At 61.5% G+C, this 17,174-nt stretch carries 14 protein-coding genes; 10 read left to right on the top strand and 4 right to left on the bottom strand.

Annotation, left to right across the window (positions count from 1 at the left end):
• Window positions 1-1,734 (bottom strand): SulP family inorganic anion transporter, encoded by a 1,734-nt coding sequence (locus ABWV42_RS11120; RefSeq protein WP_353340159.1) that lies wholly within the window; start codon window positions 1,732-1,734, stop codon window positions 1-3.
• A gap of 321 nt (window positions 1,735-2,055) precedes the next feature.
• On the opposite strand from ABWV42_RS11120, the gene ABWV42_RS11115 reads away from it, so the two are divergent.
• The 3 genes from ABWV42_RS11115 to ABWV42_RS11105 all read left to right on the top strand — a co-directional run bounded on the left by ABWV42_RS11115 (window position 2,056) and on the right by ABWV42_RS11105 (window position 4,116).
• On the top strand, window positions 2,056-2,433 hold the full coding sequence (locus ABWV42_RS11115; protein WP_353340158.1) for a helix-turn-helix domain-containing protein: 378 nt from the start codon (window positions 2,056-2,058) through the stop codon (window positions 2,431-2,433).
• A gap of 35 nt (window positions 2,434-2,468) precedes the next feature.
• Window positions 2,469-3,170, top strand: a complete 702-nt coding sequence (locus ABWV42_RS11110) for an autoinducer binding domain-containing protein (RefSeq protein ID WP_353340157.1) — start codon at window positions 2,469-2,471, stop codon at window positions 3,168-3,170.
• An 85-nt stretch (window positions 3,171-3,255) separates the two neighbouring features.
• On the top strand, window positions 3,256-4,116 hold the full coding sequence (locus ABWV42_RS11105; RefSeq protein WP_353340156.1) for an acyl-homoserine-lactone synthase: 861 nt from the start codon (window positions 3,256-3,258) through the stop codon (window positions 4,114-4,116).
• Window positions 4,117-4,177: 61 nt separating this feature from the next.
• On the opposite strand, the gene ABWV42_RS11100 is transcribed toward ABWV42_RS11105, so the two are convergent.
• Window positions 4,178-4,558 carry a DUF983 domain-containing protein gene (locus ABWV42_RS11100; protein ID WP_353340155.1) on the bottom strand — a complete coding sequence of 127 codons (381 nt, stop codon included), beginning with the start codon at window positions 4,556-4,558 and terminating at the stop codon, window positions 4,178-4,180.
• A gap of 151 nt (window positions 4,559-4,709) precedes the next feature.
• Between ABWV42_RS11100 and ABWV42_RS11095 the strand changes: the two genes are divergently transcribed.
• Window positions 4,710-6,080, top strand: a complete 1,371-nt coding sequence (locus tag ABWV42_RS11095) for an aminotransferase-like domain-containing protein (protein ID WP_353340154.1) — start codon at window positions 4,710-4,712, stop codon at window positions 6,078-6,080.
• A gap of 46 nt (window positions 6,081-6,126) precedes the next feature.
• Here ABWV42_RS11095 and ABWV42_RS11090 read toward each other — a convergent pair whose 3' ends face one another.
• Entirely contained in the window at window positions 6,127-7,800 is a 1,674-nt protein-coding gene (locus ABWV42_RS11090; RefSeq protein WP_353340153.1) for a bifunctional protein tyrosine phosphatase family protein/NAD(P)/FAD-dependent oxidoreductase, read from the bottom strand.
• 163 nt (window positions 7,801-7,963) lie between these two features.
• On the opposite strand from ABWV42_RS11090, the gene ABWV42_RS11085 reads away from it, so the two are divergent.
• The 5 genes from ABWV42_RS11085 to ABWV42_RS11065 all read left to right on the top strand — a co-directional run bounded on the left by ABWV42_RS11085 (window position 7,964) and on the right by ABWV42_RS11065 (window position 15,761).
• The gene (locus ABWV42_RS11085; protein WP_353340152.1) at window positions 7,964-11,542 is read left to right on the top strand and encodes a hydantoinase B/oxoprolinase family protein; all 3,579 of its coding nucleotides are present in this window, start codon (window positions 7,964-7,966) and stop codon (window positions 11,540-11,542) included.
• Window positions 11,543-11,652: 110 nt separating this feature from the next.
• Entirely contained in the window at window positions 11,653-11,931 is a 279-nt protein-coding gene (locus tag ABWV42_RS11080; protein ID WP_353340151.1) for a hypothetical protein, read from the top strand.
• Between the two features lie 121 nt (window positions 11,932-12,052).
• Window positions 12,053-13,927 carry a DNA mismatch repair endonuclease MutL gene (gene mutL / locus ABWV42_RS11075; RefSeq protein ID WP_353340150.1) on the top strand — a complete coding sequence of 625 codons (1,875 nt, stop codon included), beginning with the start codon at window positions 12,053-12,055 and terminating at the stop codon, window positions 13,925-13,927.
• A complete protein-coding gene (locus tag ABWV42_RS11070; RefSeq protein WP_353340149.1) occupies window positions 13,924-15,276 on the top strand; it encodes a DNA recombination protein RmuC in 1,353 nt (450 codons plus the stop codon). The genes mutL and ABWV42_RS11070 overlap by 4 nt, the downstream gene beginning before the upstream one ends.
• Window positions 15,277-15,434: 158 nt before the next feature.
• Entirely contained in the window at window positions 15,435-15,761 is a 327-nt protein-coding gene (locus tag ABWV42_RS11065; RefSeq protein ID WP_353340148.1) for a DUF3775 domain-containing protein, read from the top strand.
• 71 nt (window positions 15,762-15,832) lie between these two features.
• Here ABWV42_RS11065 and ABWV42_RS11060 read toward each other — a convergent pair whose 3' ends face one another.
• Window positions 15,833-16,426: a TetR/AcrR family transcriptional regulator gene (locus ABWV42_RS11060; RefSeq protein WP_353340147.1), complete on the bottom strand. Its 594-nt coding sequence runs from the start codon at window positions 16,424-16,426 to the stop codon at window positions 15,833-15,835.
• A 111-nt stretch (window positions 16,427-16,537) separates the two neighbouring features.
• Here ABWV42_RS11060 and ABWV42_RS11055 point away from each other — a divergent pair, with 111 nt between their 5' ends.
• Entirely contained in the window at window positions 16,538-17,131 is a 594-nt protein-coding gene (locus tag ABWV42_RS11055) for an NAD(P)H-dependent oxidoreductase (protein ID WP_353340146.1), read from the top strand.
• The last annotated feature ends 43 nt before the right edge of the window (window positions 17,132-17,174 follow it).

The raw sequence follows: 17,174 nt of genomic DNA, 5'->3' as shown, positions 1-17,174 counted from the left end.
CTATGCGGCGCTGGCCGGGGATGTCTTTGGGGTCAGGGCCTTCATCGCATCGTATTGTGAAAGGTACACACGACCGGTGAGGTCTTCCAGAAAGTGGCTGCGTTGCAGGCGGTCCATGACCGGGCCTTTTACCTCGGAGAGATGCAGGGAAATCCCCATCTCATCGAGACGTCGGTTTATCTCCTCCAAACTCTCCAAAGCGCTCATGTCGATTTCGTTCACGGCCGAGCACATCAGCACGACATTTTTGATCGGTTCATCACATACCACGCGATCGTAAAGATAATCCTCAAGGAACCGTGCGTTGGCAAAGTAGAGGCTCTCGTCGATCCGCAGCGTCACGATGCTCGGGTGCGTTTCGACCTTGTGGCGCAGGATGTTTCGGAAGTGTTGGGTGCCGGGAACAAGGCCGACTTCGGCCACGTGGGGGCGGGATGTCTTGTAGAGGAAGAGGCCCAGCGACAAGAGAACCCCTGCGGAGACCCCGACTTCGACACCAAAGCCGAGGGTAAGGAAGATGGTGGCGGCCACCGCCATGAAATCGACCTTCGAGTAGTTCCAGGTTTTGGGAAGGATCGAAAAATCGACGAGGCTCAGCACCGCCACGATGATGGTCGCGGCCAGAGTGGCCTTGGGCAGGAAGAACAGCAGGGGGGTAAGGAGCAGGGCCGCCAGGGCAATACCGATGGCGGTGAATGCTCCTGCGGCTGGCGTCTCGGCGCCGGCATCGAAATTCACAACGGATCGCGCAAACCCGCCTGTTACCGGGTAACCCCCTGAAATCGCAGCGGCAATGTTCGAGGTGCCAAGGCCGATCAATTCCTGATTTGGAACGATGCGTTGGCGTTTCTTGGCGGCAAGTGTCTGTGCGACCGAAACGGATTCAACGAAGCCGATGATCGAGATCAGCAGTGCCGAAACAAAGAGGGAGGACCAGATGTCGGCGGAAAAGCTGGGCAGGGCGAAAGGGGGAAGGCCCTTGGGGACGTCGCCCACGATGCGCACCCCTGCGTCGGAAAGGTTGAACCCCCAGGCGACAAGCGTGGTTGCGGCCACTGCGGCGACGGGGCCTGCCTTGGCTAGGATGTCGGCCAGTCGCGCCTTAAGGCCAAGAGACATAAGAGCGGGTTTCAGGCCCTTGCGGACCCAGAACAAAAAGGCGGTGGCCGTTGTGCCGATGGCCAGCGTCGCAAGATTGGTTTCCGGTAGGTGGGCGATCAGAGAACCGATCAAGTCGATCAGATTGTGCCCGCGCGCATCGACGCCCAAGATGTGTTTCAGCTGTGACGTGGCGATCAAAACACCCGACGCCGTAATGAAGCCGGCGATCACCGGATGAGACAGGAAGTTCGCCAGAAAACCCAATCGAAACAATCCCATAACGGTAAGCATCAGGCCCGAGATGAACGCCAGTGCAATGGCTGCCGCGGCATATTCAGCCGTGCCCTGCAAGGCGAGGTTGCCGACGGCGGCGGCGGTCATGAGGGAAATGACGGCGACGGGGCCGACGGCGAGGGCGCGGGAGGTGCCGAAGATCGCATAGGCGACGAGGGGCAGGATCGAGGCATAGAGGCCCATTTCTGCCGGCAGGCCAGCGAGCAGCGCGTAGGCCAGAGACTGCGGAATCAGCATGATGGTCACAATTACAGCCGCGACGAGATCGGATGTAAGTGCTTCTTTATTATACTCTTTTGACCACTGGAGGATCGGGAAGTAGCGGGCAATAGGGGACATCGGGTCCGGGCTCCATCAGCTGTGTAGTGTCTTATATATTCAAAACTGAGAATTTGTGAAGAGGGTAGGCCGCGAGATGAAAATCAGCGGATTAAGGCTTTGCAGGCATGTTGGTACGCGGGTCTGTATTGCGTCGGTATTACGTCGGTATTGCGGAGGTGGTGAAATCCGGATTTGCCTAGTTAACGGACAGTGCGTGGTTAACCCAACGTAAGCGAGGGGGCGAAATCGGGATTTGACGCCAATTAGGGTCATTGGGTGCTTGATTTGCTGAGGCAAGTGATTCATGTAGGGCCCGCGAATTTAGCGAGGATTTCAGGTGTGAGTTTGATTGACGAATTTCTGGGGCAGAGCATTGCCTCGCTGCGGGCAAAGCGCGGCCTGTCGAGAATGGGTCTGGCGATGCAGCTGGGCGTGGCGGAAAAGCACGTGGCCGATCTGGAAGCAGGCAGGATTCGCGCCTCGGTAACGCAGCTGTTCAAAATTGCCGACATCCTCGGCGTGGCGATCGAAACCTTCTTTGCGAGTAAACAGGAAAGCCGCGGTGTGGCGGGCACATGCCCCGAATTTCTGAACAGAGAGGCGCGTGAAATCGTAGATCACTATAATGCGCTTTCAAAACCCCACAGAAGTGCGTTATTTGACTTCTTGGTAGAGTCCAAGCTTGACGGCAGGGGGACGCCTACCCAACTGCACTAGGAAGACCCGAAGACGGGCGAGCGAAGAGGCGTTACTTGTCCGTTGTCGATCTGAGCAAACTTCCGTTTCAGGGAAACAACCTGCGTTCCTTTCTGGACGAGGTGTGCGAAACGCATGAGCTGGACTATGCGGCATATGCGGGCATGAATCCCATTGCCGGATCGGTGCATGGCTTCGTGAACTATCCTGACGAATGGCAGAAGGTGTACGTGGACGAGGGGTTTCAAAACCGCGACCCCGCATTGATTGCCGCAAGCAAGAGCATCGCGCCTGTGGATTGGCAGCGCCTGCGGGGCGAGGATACCTTCAATACGATTTTTCGCGCGGCCCATGATTTCGGCATTGCCGATCAGGGGCTGACGATCCCGGTGCGCGGACCGTTCGGCGATGTCGGGCTGTTCAGTGTGACGCGCAAGTGTTCGGATGCGGAATGGGCGCTTTTGAAAAAGCAGATCATTGGCGATTTGCAGAATGCAGCGGTGCATTTGCATGACACGGTCGTTCAGTCGCATGCGCTTACTCAGAAGTTGACGCACCCGGCGCTTTCTGAGAGAGAAGTCGAAATCCTGCAATGGACGGCCGCGGGCAAGACCCAGCAGGATGTGGCGGATATCCTGTCGATTTCGAGCCGGACCGTGGAAGTTCACCTGCGGTCGAGTCGTAGTAAACTTGGTGCTTTGACAACATCTCAGGCCGTCGGGCGCGCAATCGGGCTCGGGCTGATCTACCCACTGTGATACCCACTACGGGATTTCCCCAATAGAGGTTCTGAACTGAAAAGTTCACATTCCCCGCAGCGTGTAAGTGCAGCGGAGAAGAATCATGATCATCGTAGTCGACGGTATGAACCGGGACCGCTATCGCGGCCTCCTGGACCAGATGTTTGAACTCCGAGCGCGTGTTTTTGGCGGGCGTCTCGGTTGGGAAGTAGAAGTCGTAGATGGTAAAGAGGTTGATCAGTTTGATGCTTTGAACCCCGCGTATGTTATTGGCGTGAACGAAGAGGGGCGTGTTGTGTCCTGTGTTCGTGCGCTTCAGACCACGGGGCCGCATATGCTGTCCGATGTGTTTTCCTCAATTCTCGACGGCCAGCCGCCGTTGCGCAGTCCGACGATCTGGGAATCGACCCGGTTCTGCGTGGACACAGAGCTTTTGGGGCGTGGTAAGTGTCGTAACTCGGTAAGTTATGCCACCTGCGAGTTGATGGCAGGATCGCTGGAGTACGCCCAGAATTCGGGTATCAGCGATATCGTGACCGTGATCGATCCGGTGATGAACCGGGTGCTGAAACGGTCGGATTGTGCGCCCTATGACTATCTGGGCAAGACGGTTCCGATGGGCAAGGTGCCTGCGATGGCGGCGTTGCTGGATTGCAGTGACGAGCGCATCGAGAAGATCCGGGCGTTTGCCGGTATCGAAGGCGATGTTTTTGTCGATGAGGAGACGGCAGCCTCGTTAGCGGACAAGATGCCTGCGCCGAAAGCACCGGAAGTCCTGTTTGATGGCATGGTGCCTGCGGCTTCGGAAATTCGTGTGACGCAATCGATGTTGGAAGAGTACTGCCTGGACCAGTTTCATGCGGCCTCTGACATGGGTGAACTGGAAGCGGCCAAGAAGCTTACCGGTATTCTGCGCAAGGCGGGCATGATCCGCGACAGCGAAGTCGATCTGATCGCCGGCTGAGGAGGGCCGCGTGTCAGCGATTGCGGGCGTCCCGGTTGGGGCGCCCGTTTTTCTTGAGGGTTCAGAACCCGTGCATCCGCTTGGCCCATTGGTAGGCAACCACGAGGCCCTTCATGCGTGGCAGCATGAACAGGGACGCAGATACCGTAATCACCGACAGGGTGAGCGCGAGTGTCCAGGGATCAGGGCGGAAGTGCACATAGAGGATGTGCAGGGCAAAGCCCAGGATGTGACCGACGATCAGGATGGTCAGGTAAGCGGGGCCGTCATCGGCGCGCTGGTGGCTGAGATCCTGTCCGCATTCGCTGCATTCCGTGTTCACCTTGAGGTAGGAGTGCAGGAGTTTGCCTTCGCCGCAGTTCGGGCAGCGCAGGCGCAGACCTTTCACGATGGCGGGTTTCAGGGGGCGATCCTGTGTTTCGGCGAGGGTGTCCTGGGTCATGTGTCATGCTCCGAAGTTTGGTTCGGCTTAGGGCGATTCTAAATTGATTGCAATCAATATCGATCAATTTACCTTGAATGTTTCATATTGTATCGCTATGCACGGGGCGCGCGACAGATGTGATGGCTGAATAACGTCAAGGAGACGGGTCGTGAAGGATTGGAATCCTGTCCTGGGGGACACGGACAAGCCCCGCTATATCGAGATTGCCGAAGCAATCCATGCGGATGTGATGCGTGGACTGTTGGCGCCGGGGGACCGGTTGCCGCCGCAAAGGGCGGTTGCCCAGAGGCTTGGGGTGGATTTCTCGACCGTGTCGCGCGGCTATGCCGAGGCGGTGCGGCGCGGCTATATCGAGAGTTTTGTCGGGCGTGGGTCGTTCGTGAAGGCGCTTGAGGAACCGACCGAGGGGCCGGATCCGAAACGGGCTGCGGAAGAAGATCCGATGATGAACATGCCGCCGGAGCCGGATGATCCGGAGCTTGTGGCGCGGATGCAGGGCGGGTTGGCGCATGTGGCGGCCAATCTGTTGCCGGTGCTGCGGTACCAATCGGTGACCGGAAGCGTGGCGGATCGGGAGGTTGCGGCCGGATGGCTGGCGGCCAACGGGATTGCGGCGGAGGCGGCGGATCTGGCGATTACCCCGGGTGCTCATGCGGCGATCCATGCGATCCTTTCGGTGCTGGGCGAGCCGGGGATGGCGGTCTTGTGCGAGGACGTGACCTATCCGGGATTGCGCGCGATTGCGGCGCGGCTGGGGCTGCGGTTGATCGGGGTGGCCTGTGACGAGGACGGCATGGTGCCCGAGGCGCTTGAGGAAGCCATCACCAGCCAGTGGCCGGTGGCGGTCTACCTGAACCCGACCTTGCAGAACCCGACGACGCGGACGGTGCCGGAGGGGCGGCGCGAGGCGATTGCGGCGGTGCTGCGGGAGCATGACATGCCGCTGATCGAGGATGATGCCTATGTCTTTGTGGCGTCCGATGCGCCGCGGCCGATCTCGGACCGGGTGCCGGGGCTGGGCTGGCATGTGGCGGGGGTGTCCAAGTGTTTCGGGGCGGGATTGCGGCTGGCCTATGTGCGGGTGCCGAAGCCCGAGATGATGGGGGCGTTTTCACAGAGTTTGCGGGCGATGCACGTGATGGCCTCGCCGATGTCGCTGGCGCTGATGGGGCGCTGGATCGAGGATGGCACGGCAGAGGCGGTGCAGGCTTTCGTCCGTGGCGCGGCGCGGGAGCGGCAGGCGCTGGCGGCCAAGGTGCTGGCGGGCTGTGATGTGCTGGGTGCGCCGGAAGCGTTCAACCTGTGGCTGGCGCTGCCCGAAGGCACAAGCCGGGCCGAGATCATGGTGCGGATGGCGGGGCGTCAGATCGGTATCATGCCGAGCGATGCCTTTACCGTTGCGGGCGCGCCGCAAGAGGCGGTGCGGGTCTGTCTGGGTGGTCCGATCGGGATGGAGCAGCTTGCCAGTGACCTGCGTGCTCTGCGGGATGCGGTGACGCGGAAGGACTGGCTGGGCTAGAGCGAAAAAAGCCCCGGAGCCTTTGACGGGTCCGAGGCTTGAGAGGTTATTTGGCCGAGACTTTCTCGGGCTTGGCAAGCCATTCCTTGCCGCGCAGCATGGCCTTCCAGTAGACCGGCGGCAGGATCTGTTCCTTGAGAATCCAGGCCAGTGCCGAGGGGCGTTCGCCATTGATCAGCCACTTTGGCAGGGTCGGCAGCAGGGTGCCGCCATAGCCGAATTCCGCCAGAACGATCTTGCCGCGTTCAACGGTGAGCGGGCAGGAGCCGTAGCCGTTGTAAATCGCGGTTGGGGATTTTCCGGCGATGTCGTCGACCACGTTTTCCGCCACGATGGGGGCCTGCACGCGGGCCGCAGCGGCGGTTTTGGCATTCGGGGCGTTCATCACGTCGCCCAGCGACCAGATGTTATCGAATTCCTTGTGGCGCAGGGTGGATTGATCCACGTCGACCCAGCCTGCCGCGTCGGCCAGCGGCGAGACGCGGATAAAGTCGGGTGCGATCTGCGGCGGGCAGACGTGCATCATGTCGAATTCGCGGGTGATCGTCGTGGTTTCGGTGTCCGGTGCGGTGACTTCGAAGGTGGCGGTTTTGGCCGCGCCATCCACGGCGATCAGGTTGTGATGAAAGTTCAGCTTTGCATTGTAGCGCTGGATGTAGTCCATCAGCGCCGGGACATAATCCTTGATGCCGAACAGGGTGGGGTTGGCATTCATGAATTCGATGTCGATCTGCGGCAGGGTGCCCATGCGTTCCCAGTTGTTGGCCGAGAGATAGAGCGCCTTTTGCGGGGCGCCGGCGCATTTGATCGGCATCGGCGGCTGGGTAAAGAGGGCGCGGCCCTCTTTCAGGCCCTTGACCAGCTCCCAAGTGTAGGGCGCGAGGTCATAGCGATAGTTCGAGGTGACGCCGTTCTTGCCGAGGGTTTCGACAAGGCCCTCGACGCCATGCCAGTTCAGCTTGAGGCCGGGGCAGACAATCAGGCGATTGTATTTCACCACGCGACAGCCATCGAGGACGACGGCGTCGTCTTTCGGCTCGAACGCGGCAACGGCGGACTTGATCCAATGCACGCCTTTGGGGATCAGGCTGCCCATGGTCTTGGCGGTGGTTTCGGCATCGAAAATGCCGCCGCCGACCATTGTCCAGCCGGGCTGGTAGTAGTGGGTGCCGGCCGGATCAATGACCGCGATGTCGAGGCCCGGCTTGCGCGATGTCAGCGAGGCGGCCACGGCGATACCGGCCGCACCGCCACCGACGATCACCACGTCAAAGGCGGCGTCTGCGGTGTCGGTCGGGGTTTTGCCGCCGTTCACGATGCGGCGCACCACGCCGGCCATATCGTAGCCGGCGGCCTGCGTTGCCTCGAGGATTTCGGCGGGCTTCATAGTGGCGGCCTGCGCCAGTGACCAGAGCGTTGCCGAGCGTGTACCGGTGCGGCAATAGGCGAAAACCGGGCCGGGAAGCTCCATCAGGGCGGTACCAAATTCAGCCGCGCTTTCATCAGTGACCTTGCCAGAGATGACCGGCATGTGACGGCAGGTGAGACCGGCCTTTACGGCTTCGGCTTCGATCTCGTCAAAGGAGGGCTGGTCGGGGCCTTCACCGTCGGGGCGGTTGCAGATGATCGAACGGAACCCTTGCGCGGCGATGGTCTTTACATCGGCGGCGGTGATCTGCGGGGACACGGAAATCTGTTCGGAAATCTTCTTGGCGTCCATCGGTCATTCCTTTTGGTTTGGCCGGAAAGAGGCCGGTGATAGCGCGCGTTCTGGTCTCTTTAAGATGATGCCCGAATTTTGGGAAGGGTCCAAGGGTCGCAGGGGGCGTTGACATTGGCCGTCGAGGGGGTGAAGCCTTGGCCGGTAATTTGGGAGGCACGCTATGAGCGGACGTTGGGAATTCTGGATCGACCGGGGTGGCACATTTACCGATATCGTGGCGCGTCAGCCGGATGGCGGGGTTGTGACGCACAAGCTGTTGTCGGAGAACCCCGAACGCTATCGTGATGCGGCGGTGCAGGGCATTCGCGAGCTGATGGGCGCAGGCGCGACCTTTCCCGATGGCGGCATTCGCGCGGTCAAGATGGGCACCACGGTGGCCACGAATGCCCTCTTGGAGCGCAAGGGCGAGCGGGTGCTTCTGGTGATCACCAAGGGGTTCAAAGACCTGCTCAAGATCGGGTACCAGACCCGCCCGCGCCTGTTTGATCTCGAGATCAAGCGTCCGGACCTGTTGTATGAAGATGTGATCGAAATGGACGAGCGTCTTGATGCCGATGGCGGTGTTGTGAAGGCGTTGGACGAAGCGGGGTTGCGGGCTGCGATGCAGGCCGGATTTGACGGCGGTATCCGCGCGATCGCGATTGCCGGGCTGCACGGGTATCTGAACCCCGCCCATGAGGAGCGCGCCGCCGAGATGGCGCGGGAGATCGGCTTTACGCAGGTCTCGGTGAGTTCGGAAGTGAGCCGTCTGGCCAAGCTGGTGGGGCGGGGGGATACCACGGTTGTGGATGCCTATCTCTCGCCGATCCTGCGCCGTTATGTCGAACAGGTGGCGGGGGCGCTGGATATGGGGCGGGCCTGCGAGCGGCTGTTGTTCATGCAGTCCAATGGCGGCCTGACCGATGCCAGCCTGTTCCACGGGCGCGACGCGATCCTTTCGGGGCCGGCGGGTGGTATCGTGGGCATGGTCAAGACCGGCGAGGCGGCCGGTTTCGACAAGCTGATCGGGTTTGATATGGGCGGCACTTCGACCGACGTCAGCCACTATGCCGGAGACTACGAACGGTCGTTCGAGACCGAGGTGGCCGGGGTGCGGATGCGCGCGCCGATGATGGATATTCACACGGTTGCGGCGGGGGGCGGATCGATCTGTTCGTTCCGTGATGGCCGGTACCAGGTGGGGCCGGAAAGCGCAGGTGCCGATCCGGGGCCGGCCTGTTACCGTCGTGGCGGGCCGCTGACGGTGACCGATTGCAACGTGATGCTGGGCAAGTTGAACCCGGATCATTTCCCGCATGTCTTTGGCCTCAATGGCGATTTGCCGCTGGATGCGGAGGTCGTGCGCGAGAAGTTCACGGCGCTGGCGGCCGAGATTGCCGGGGCGACGGGCCAGCCGGAGCAGGCGCCGGAGGTGGTGGCCGAAGGGTTCCTGCGGATCGCGGTCGACAACATGGCCAATGCGATCAAGAAGATCTCCGTGCAGCGTGGCCATGACGTGACGCAGTATACGTTGCAGTGTTTTGGCGGCGCGGGCGGGCAGCATGCCTGTCTGGTGGCGGATGCGCTGGGCATGAAGCGGGTGTTCATCCATCCGCACGCGGGCGTGCTGTCGGCCTATGGCATGGGTTTGGCAGAGATCCGGGCGATGCGCGAGGTGCAGCTGGACGCGCCGGTGGCGGATGCCGCGGCGGCGGCTGCGGCGCTGGCGGGGATCGAGGCAGAGGCCCGCGACGAGGTGGTTGCGCAGGGGGTGGAGCAGGTCCGGATCGAGGCGCGGGCGCATCTGCGCTATGACGGGTCCCACCAGGCGCTTGAGGTGCCGTTTGGTCCGGAGGCAGAGATGCGGGTGGCCTTTGAAGAGGCGCACAAGCAGCGGTTCGGTTTTGTCTCGCCAGAGCGGGGTCTGTTGTTCGAGATGATCTCGGTCGAGGCAATCGGCGAAACCGGCGAGGCGCCTTCGGCGGTCGTGTCCGAGGGCGATGGTGCGGCCAAAGCGATGATCGGTGTCCATGTCGGCGACGCGTGGCAGGAGGTGCCGCTGTTTGATCGCGACACCCTTGGCGGGGCGGCCGTGGTCAAGGGGCCGGCGGTGATCACCGAGGCGACGGGCACCAACGTGATCGAACCCGGCTGGGAAGCGCGGGTGGATGGCCTTGGCAACCTCGTGGTGGAGCGCGTCGAAGACATGGCGCGCGCCAAGGCGGCGGGGACCGAGGCGGACCCTGTGTTGCTGGAGGTGTTCAACAACCTGTTCATGAGCGTGGCCGACCAGATGGGGGCAACGCTGGCCAATACGTCGTGGTCGGTGAACATCAAGGAACGGCTGGATTTCTCTTGTGCGATCTTTGACACCAATGGCGATCTCGTGGCGAACGCGCCGCACGTGCCGGTGCACCTTGGGTCGATGGCCGAGTCGATCCGGACCGTGATGCGGCAGAACCCGGATGTGGCCGAGGGCGATGCCTTTATGCTGAATTCACCCTACAACGGCGGCACGCACCTTCCGGATGTGACGGTGGTGACGCCCGTGTTCCACGGTGGCGAGGTGGTGTTCTGGCTGGGCTCGCGCGGGCACCATGCCGATATTGGCGGCCGGACCCCGGGATCGGGGCCGCCGGATAGTACGCATATCGACCACGAGGGCGTGTTGATCGACAACGTGCGCCTTGTTGAACGGGGCGAATTGCAAGAGGCGCGGGCGCGGGATGTGCTGGCGTCAGGCACCTATCCGGCGCGTAATCCCGATCAGAACATGGCCGACCTCAAGGCGCAGGTTGCCGCGAACGAGACCGGGCGACGCGAGTTGTTGAAGGTGGTGGCGCAATACGGTCTGGACGTGGTGCAGGCCTATATGGGCCACGTTCAGGACAATGCCGAGGAAAGCGTGCGCCGCGTGATCGACCGTCTGAGCGACGGGGCGTTCAGCTATCCGATGGATAGCGGCGCACAGATCGAGGTGAAGGTCTCGGTTGATCGCGAGGCGCGTGAAGCGGTGATTGATTTCACCGGAACCAGCGCGCAACACGCGGGCAACTATAATGCGCCGCTGTCGATTTGCCGTGCGGTGGTTCTTTATGTTTTCCGGACAATGGTCGGGGCGGAAATTCCGCTGAACGAAGGCTGTCTGAAACCCCTCAGGATCGTTGTGCCGGATGGGTCCATGTTGAATCCGGTCTATCCGGCGGCCGTGATCGCGGGGAATACCGAGGTCAGCCAGGCCACCTGTAACGCGCTTTATGGCGCGCTGGGCGTGATTGCCTGTTCGCAGGCGACGATGAACAACTTTATCTGGGGCAACGCGGACTTCCAGAACTACGAGACCATCGCCGGAGGCACGGGAGCCGGGCCGGGCTTTAACGGGTGTGACGCGGTGCAGAGCCACATGACCAACACCCGCATGACCGATCCGGAAATCCTTGAGAAACGGTTCCCTGTGCGGCTTGAGGAGTTCGGGATTCGCGCTGATTCCGGAGGCGCCGGAGAGTGGCGTGGCGGCGAAGGATCGTGGCGCCGGATGCGGTTCCTTGTGCCTGTGACGGTGACGACGCTGACCTCGCACCGCATCGTTCCGCCCTATGGTGTGGACGGTGGTGCAGCCGGGGGCGTCGGTGTGAACTGGGCCGAAATGCCGGATGGGCAACGTGTTGATCTCAAAGGAAACGACGAGATCGAACTGCCCGCAGGTGGCGTGTTCGGAATGGCCACGCCGGGCGGTGGCGGATGGGGCAAGGCAGGGTGACATCCCTGCCTGTTCCGGGTCTGATTTCGGGTCTGAATTCGGGCCGAATTTGACAGAAATGCAAAAAAGGCGCAGCCTTGAGGTGGGTGTTTCGTATCGGGAGACGCGCCATGTGGCTGCGCAAACTGATCATCTATCTGATCGCCATCGGCCTCTGTGGGGCCGGTCTTGGGTTCTTTGCCGGACAGGCGTCGTTGGGGTATCGCACCGGCGATGCAGAGGCGATTTTCGCAGGGCTTTTCGTGGGCGGATTGCTGGGGTTTGCGGGCATTGCCCTGATCGTTCTGGCGCGCCGCAAACCATTGCAATCGGTTGACCCCGACGCGGTTGTCGCGACCTCGCTTGCGATGGTGATCGGCAGTGAGAGCGGTACCGACGGCGGCGACTGAGCGGGTCCGAAACAGCGTTTGACAACCCCCTTTCCGACGTGGGATGAGCGGCGCAGCGGTTACAATTTCCGCCGCCATTGCCTGTGGCAGAATCAAGCGTGACTATGCTAGGTTTTGCGGTATGTCCCAGCCTGACCCCAAAATAAGCCAAAATCGGCCGGTTATCCGGCAGCTTGACGATGCCGCGATCAACCGGATTGCCGCCGGTGAAGTGGTGGAACGTCCAGCCTCGGCGGTGAAGGAACTTGTCGAAAACGCGCTGGATGCCGGTGCGCGGCGGATCGAGGTGGCCTATGCCGATGGTGGCAAGACCCTGATCCGGGTGACGGATGATGGGTGCGGGATTGCCGAAGAGGATTTGCCGCTGGCCCTGTCACGTCATGCGACTTCGAAGATCGACGGGTCGGATCTGCTGGATATTCACACCTTCGGGTTTCGGGGAGAGGCGCTGCCGTCACTGGGGGCGGTGGGCCGGCTGTCGATTACGTCGCGGGTGCCGGGGGCGGATGCGGCGGTGATCACGGTGGATGGCGGCAAGATGGCGGCGGTGAAACCGGCGGCCCTGTCGAATGGCACCATCGTCGAGTTGCGCGACCTGTTCTTTGCCACGCCGGCGCGGTTGAAATTCATGCGCTCGGATCGAGCCGAGGCACAGGCGATCACCGATGTGGTGAAGCGGCTGGCGATGGCCGAACCTTTCGTGGGGTTCGTGCTGCGCGATGTGTCGGGCGGGGGCGAAGGGCGGATCACCTTTCGGGCCGAAGCCGAAAGCGGCGACCTGTTCGATGCGCTGCACGGGCGGCTGGCGCGGATCATCGGGGCCGAGTTCGCCGAGAACGCATTGCGCATTGATGCCAGCCGCGAGGGGCTGCACCTGACGGGGTATGCGGCGTTGCCGACCTATTCGCGTGGGTCGAACGTGGCGCAGTACCTGTTCGTGAACGGGCGGCCGGTTAAGGACAAGTTGCTGGTGGGGGCGCTGCGGGCGGCCTATTTCGACTTCCTGAGCCGCGACCGGCATCCGGCGGCGGCGCTGTTCATCGAATGCGACCCGCATCTTGTGGACGTAAACGTGCATCCGGCGAAATCCGAAGTGCGGTTCCGAGATCCGGGGACGGCGCGGGGCTTGATCGTGAGTGGTTTGCGCCATGCGCTGGCCGAGGCGGGGCATCGGGCCTCGACGACGGTGGCGGGCGCGACGCTTGGCGCGATGCGGCCAGAGCCGATGGGCGGTCCGGCGCGGGTGTACCAGATGGATCGGCCTTCTCTGACTACCCGTACGGTAGCGTATGGAATGCAGGCACCTGCTCCGGTGGTTGAGCCGGGGTTTGCCGATCTGTCGGAAAGCTATAGCGCGCGGGTGGAGCCGGTGGTTGATGTGGCCGCGCCCGAGGCGCAGGAAGCCCCGACCGAGGCCCTGCCGCTTGGGGCGGCGCGGGCGCAGGTGCATGAGAACTATATCATCGCCCAGACCGAGACGGGCATGGTGATTGTCGATCAGCACGCGGCGCACGAGCGGCTTGTCTATGAGCGGCTCAAGACCCAGATGGCCGAAAACGGTGTCGCCGCGCAGGCGTTGCTGATTCCCGAGATCGTAGAGCTTTCGGATGGCGATTGTGCGCGCTTGCTGGCGGTGGCGGATGAGCTGTCCAAGCTGGGTCTGACCATCGAGGCCTTTGGTGGCGGGGCCGTTGCGGTGCGCGAGACGCCTGCGATCCTTGGCGAGGTGAATGCGCGGGCGATGGTGCTGGATATCCTCGACGAGCTGGATGACCAGGGCGAGAGCTTTCTTGTGCAGGCACGGATCGAGGCGATCCTGAGCCGTGTGGCCTGTCACGGGTCGATACGGTCGGGTCGGCGGATGCGGGCGGACGAGATGAATGCCCTGCTGCGCGAGATGGAAGCGACGCCGCATTCCGGGCAATGCAACCACGGGCGGCCGACCTACGTGGAATTGAAACTGAGCGATATTGAAAGGCTGTTCGGGCGGACATGATTGATTTTGCGGATCCCCAGACGCAGGAATACCTGTTGATCGGTGCCGGTGTGGGCGTGGCGCTTATCCTGCTGATGCTGTGGGCGATGTTGCGCCGGGCGCGGCAGTCGGCGGCGGCGACCCAAGGGGTGCTGAACCAGCTGTCGGGCATGGGGCAGCGGGTGGATCAGCTTGCGCTTGGGCAAGAGCAGCTGGGCGGCAGCCTGAGCACGGTGGCGCAATCACAGGCGCAGGCGCAATCGCAGATCACCAACCTGATGGAACAGCGACTGGGCGAGGTGCAGTTGAACCTGCACGAGAACCTTGCCAAGGCACAGCGCAGCACGGGCGAGAACCTCGCGCATATGCAGCAGAGCATGGCGGACACGCTGGCGGCGCAGCAGCTCAAGCTGTCGGAGACGCTTGGCCAGAGCCAGATGCGGTTGCAGGAGAACATGGCTGATCTTCAGTTGAAGACGAACCGCGCGCTGAACGATATGCAGGCCAAGATGAACGAAAGCCTGATGGGCAACGCCAAGCGCACCGCGACCTCGCTGACGGCGTTGCAGGAGCGGCTGTCGACCATCGACAAGGCGCAGGAAAATATTACCAAGCTGTCGGGCGATGTGCTGTCGTTGCAGGATATCCTGTCGAACAAACAGACGCGCGGGGCCTTTGGGGAAATCCAGTTGAACGACATCGTGTCCAAGGCGTTGCCGAAAGACAGTTATTCGCTGCAACATACGCTGCCGAATGGTAAGCGGGCCGACTGTCTGATCCACCTGCCGAACCCGCCGGGGCCCATCGTGATCGACTCGAAGTTTCCGCTGGAAGCCTACGAGGTGATGGTAGGGGCCGAGACCGAGGCGGAGCTCAAGGCCGGTATCCAGATGTTCCGCACATCGGTGCGCAAGCACGTGAAGGACATTTCGGAAAAGTACATCCTTGAAGGGGCCACGGCGGATGGTGCGTTGATGTTCCTGCCGTCGGAGGCGATCTATGCCGAGTTGCACGCCAAGTTTCCGGAGCTGGTGCAGGAAGGGTTTGCAGCGCGGGTCTGGATCGTGTCGCCGACCACCTGCATGGCGACGTTGAACACCATGCGGGCCATTCTGAAAGACGCGCGGATGCGGGAACAGGCCGGTGCGATCCGTCGCGAGCTTGGGTTGCTTTATTCGGATGTGGAACGGCTTGGGACGCGGGTCGAGAACCTTGACCGGCATTTCGGGCAGGCGGCTAAGGATATTTCCGAGATCAAGATCAGTGCCGACAAGGCGGGCCGCCGGGCGCGTCGTCTGGACAATTTCGACTTTGAGGAACTGGCCCCCGAGGAGACCAAGGTGGTGCCGCTGGCCAAGCCGGACGCGTGATGATCGCACGCGAGAGCGGCCCCAAAGTGCAGCTGTTGGCCCCCTCGCGGCATGGCAAGATTAAAGATGCGAACCACGAATTGATTTGCGAAAGATCAAGGACGGGGGGCATATTTATCTGTGCAATAGGGGCACAGAACTAATGGAGGCCTAAGACTATGCTTGAAATTTCGCCGTGGAAGGTTGCGCAGGTGGTGCTGATGTCCCGCGAGCTTAACCGCGCCGAGGGCGAGCTCAGGGGCTTCATCGAACGCTTGAATGAAGACGAGCAGGCGAGCCTTGTCGCCGTGATGTGGATCGGCCGTGACAGCTTTATGGCTGACGAGCTGGCGGAGGCGATCGAAACCGCGAAGGCGGAAGCGACGGCCCCGACTGCCGACTATCTTCTGGGATCGCCGCATCTGTCGGACCACCTTGAAAACGGGATGGATGCCCTTGGCATCAACCTTGCCGACGAAGAGGATGAACTTGTCCGTCGCGGATGAGGGACCTTCGGCGTGATGCGCCGGAAAATATGAATGATTTCAAGCCCGTGTCAGGAAATGACGCGGGCCTTTTACGTTGCCTTTCCCGCTGCAGATGGCAGCAGCCAGGCCTTGAGGTAAGTCTCCAGCCGGTCGCGTACCGTGACCGCGTTGTGCAGGGAACAGAACATCAGGGAAATCGCCTGAATGGCAAAGGCCTGCACGCCTTCGGCCTGAAGTTCGGGCGAGATGTCCTGCCGGAAGGGTGTGTTGGAGAGCCACTTGGTCACGACCTCGGCATGGCGGCCGAAGGTCATGGCAATCGGGCCGATTTCTTCGTTGGCGGCGGCGCCGGAGTAGCGGATGATCACGTCGAAGACATAGCGTTCGCAGCTCATGAAATCCGCAAGCGGCATCAGCGCGTCGACCATCTCGGAAATGGATTCCGGCGCGGAAAGGGATTCGATTTGGTCGAGGTGACGGTCGATCTCGGCCCCGATCAGTTGATCCATCAGGGCATCCTTGTCCTTGAAATGCGCAAAGAAGGTGCCCTTGGCGACACCGGCGCGCAGGACAACTTCTTCCACGCGTAAAGCTTCGTAACCGCTTTCGGAAACGACGGCGGTGGCCGCGTCCAGAAGTTTGGCGCGGGTCTTGAGGGTGCGTTGTTGGATTGCTCTGGCCATGGGGTGTCATCGCATGATTTGTGACCGTGGTCAAATTTTATATTGACCACGGTCAATTTTGAAGGAAATAAAAATGACCATGGTCAATTTAATAGAATCATGGAGAGCCTCATGACTGTGAAACGGATTTTTGTTCTGGACGGACACCCTGCGGAAACCTCGCTGACGGGAAGTCTTGCCGAGAGCTATGCCAAGGCGGCGCAGGATGCCGGCCACGAGGTGCGGATGACGCGTCTGCACGACCTCGACTTTGACCCGGACTATGGGTTCGGCGGCTATGTGAACCAGAAGCCGCTGGAGCCGGGGTTGGAGAAGGTGTTGCAGGATATCGAATGGTCAGAGCACGTGGTGCTGGCGACGCCAGTCTGGTGGGGCGGTTTGCCGGCCAAGTTGAAGGGGCTGGTAGATCGGGCGTTCCTGCCGGGGCGGACGTTTGATACGCGCAACCCGACCAAGCTGGGATTGCCGGGGCCGATGCTGAGCGGGCGCACGGGGCGGGTTCTGATGCTGTCGGATACGCCGAACTGGGTGTTCCGCCTGTTGTATCGCAATGCTCTGATGGTGCAGCTGCGAGGTCAGATCCTTGGCTTTGTGGGCATTCGTCCGCTGAAGATCACGCAGTTCAGTGGCACAAGCCATCCCGAGCGGCGGGTGATCGGCAAGTGGTTGCAAAAAGCCGCTGCCATGGGGGCGGCAGCGGCTTGAGGTTTTTGCGAGGGGAGTGCCCCTTTGGCGGGGCACTCTTTGG

Origin of the sequence: Pelagimonas sp. KU-00592-HH (genome assembly GCF_040369695.1) — a bacterium.
Classification (GTDB): Bacteria; Pseudomonadota; Alphaproteobacteria; order Rhodobacterales; family Rhodobacteraceae; genus Shimia.
Note: the sequence above shows the minus strand (reverse complement) of the source record. Positions and strands in the feature narration are given on the sequence as shown.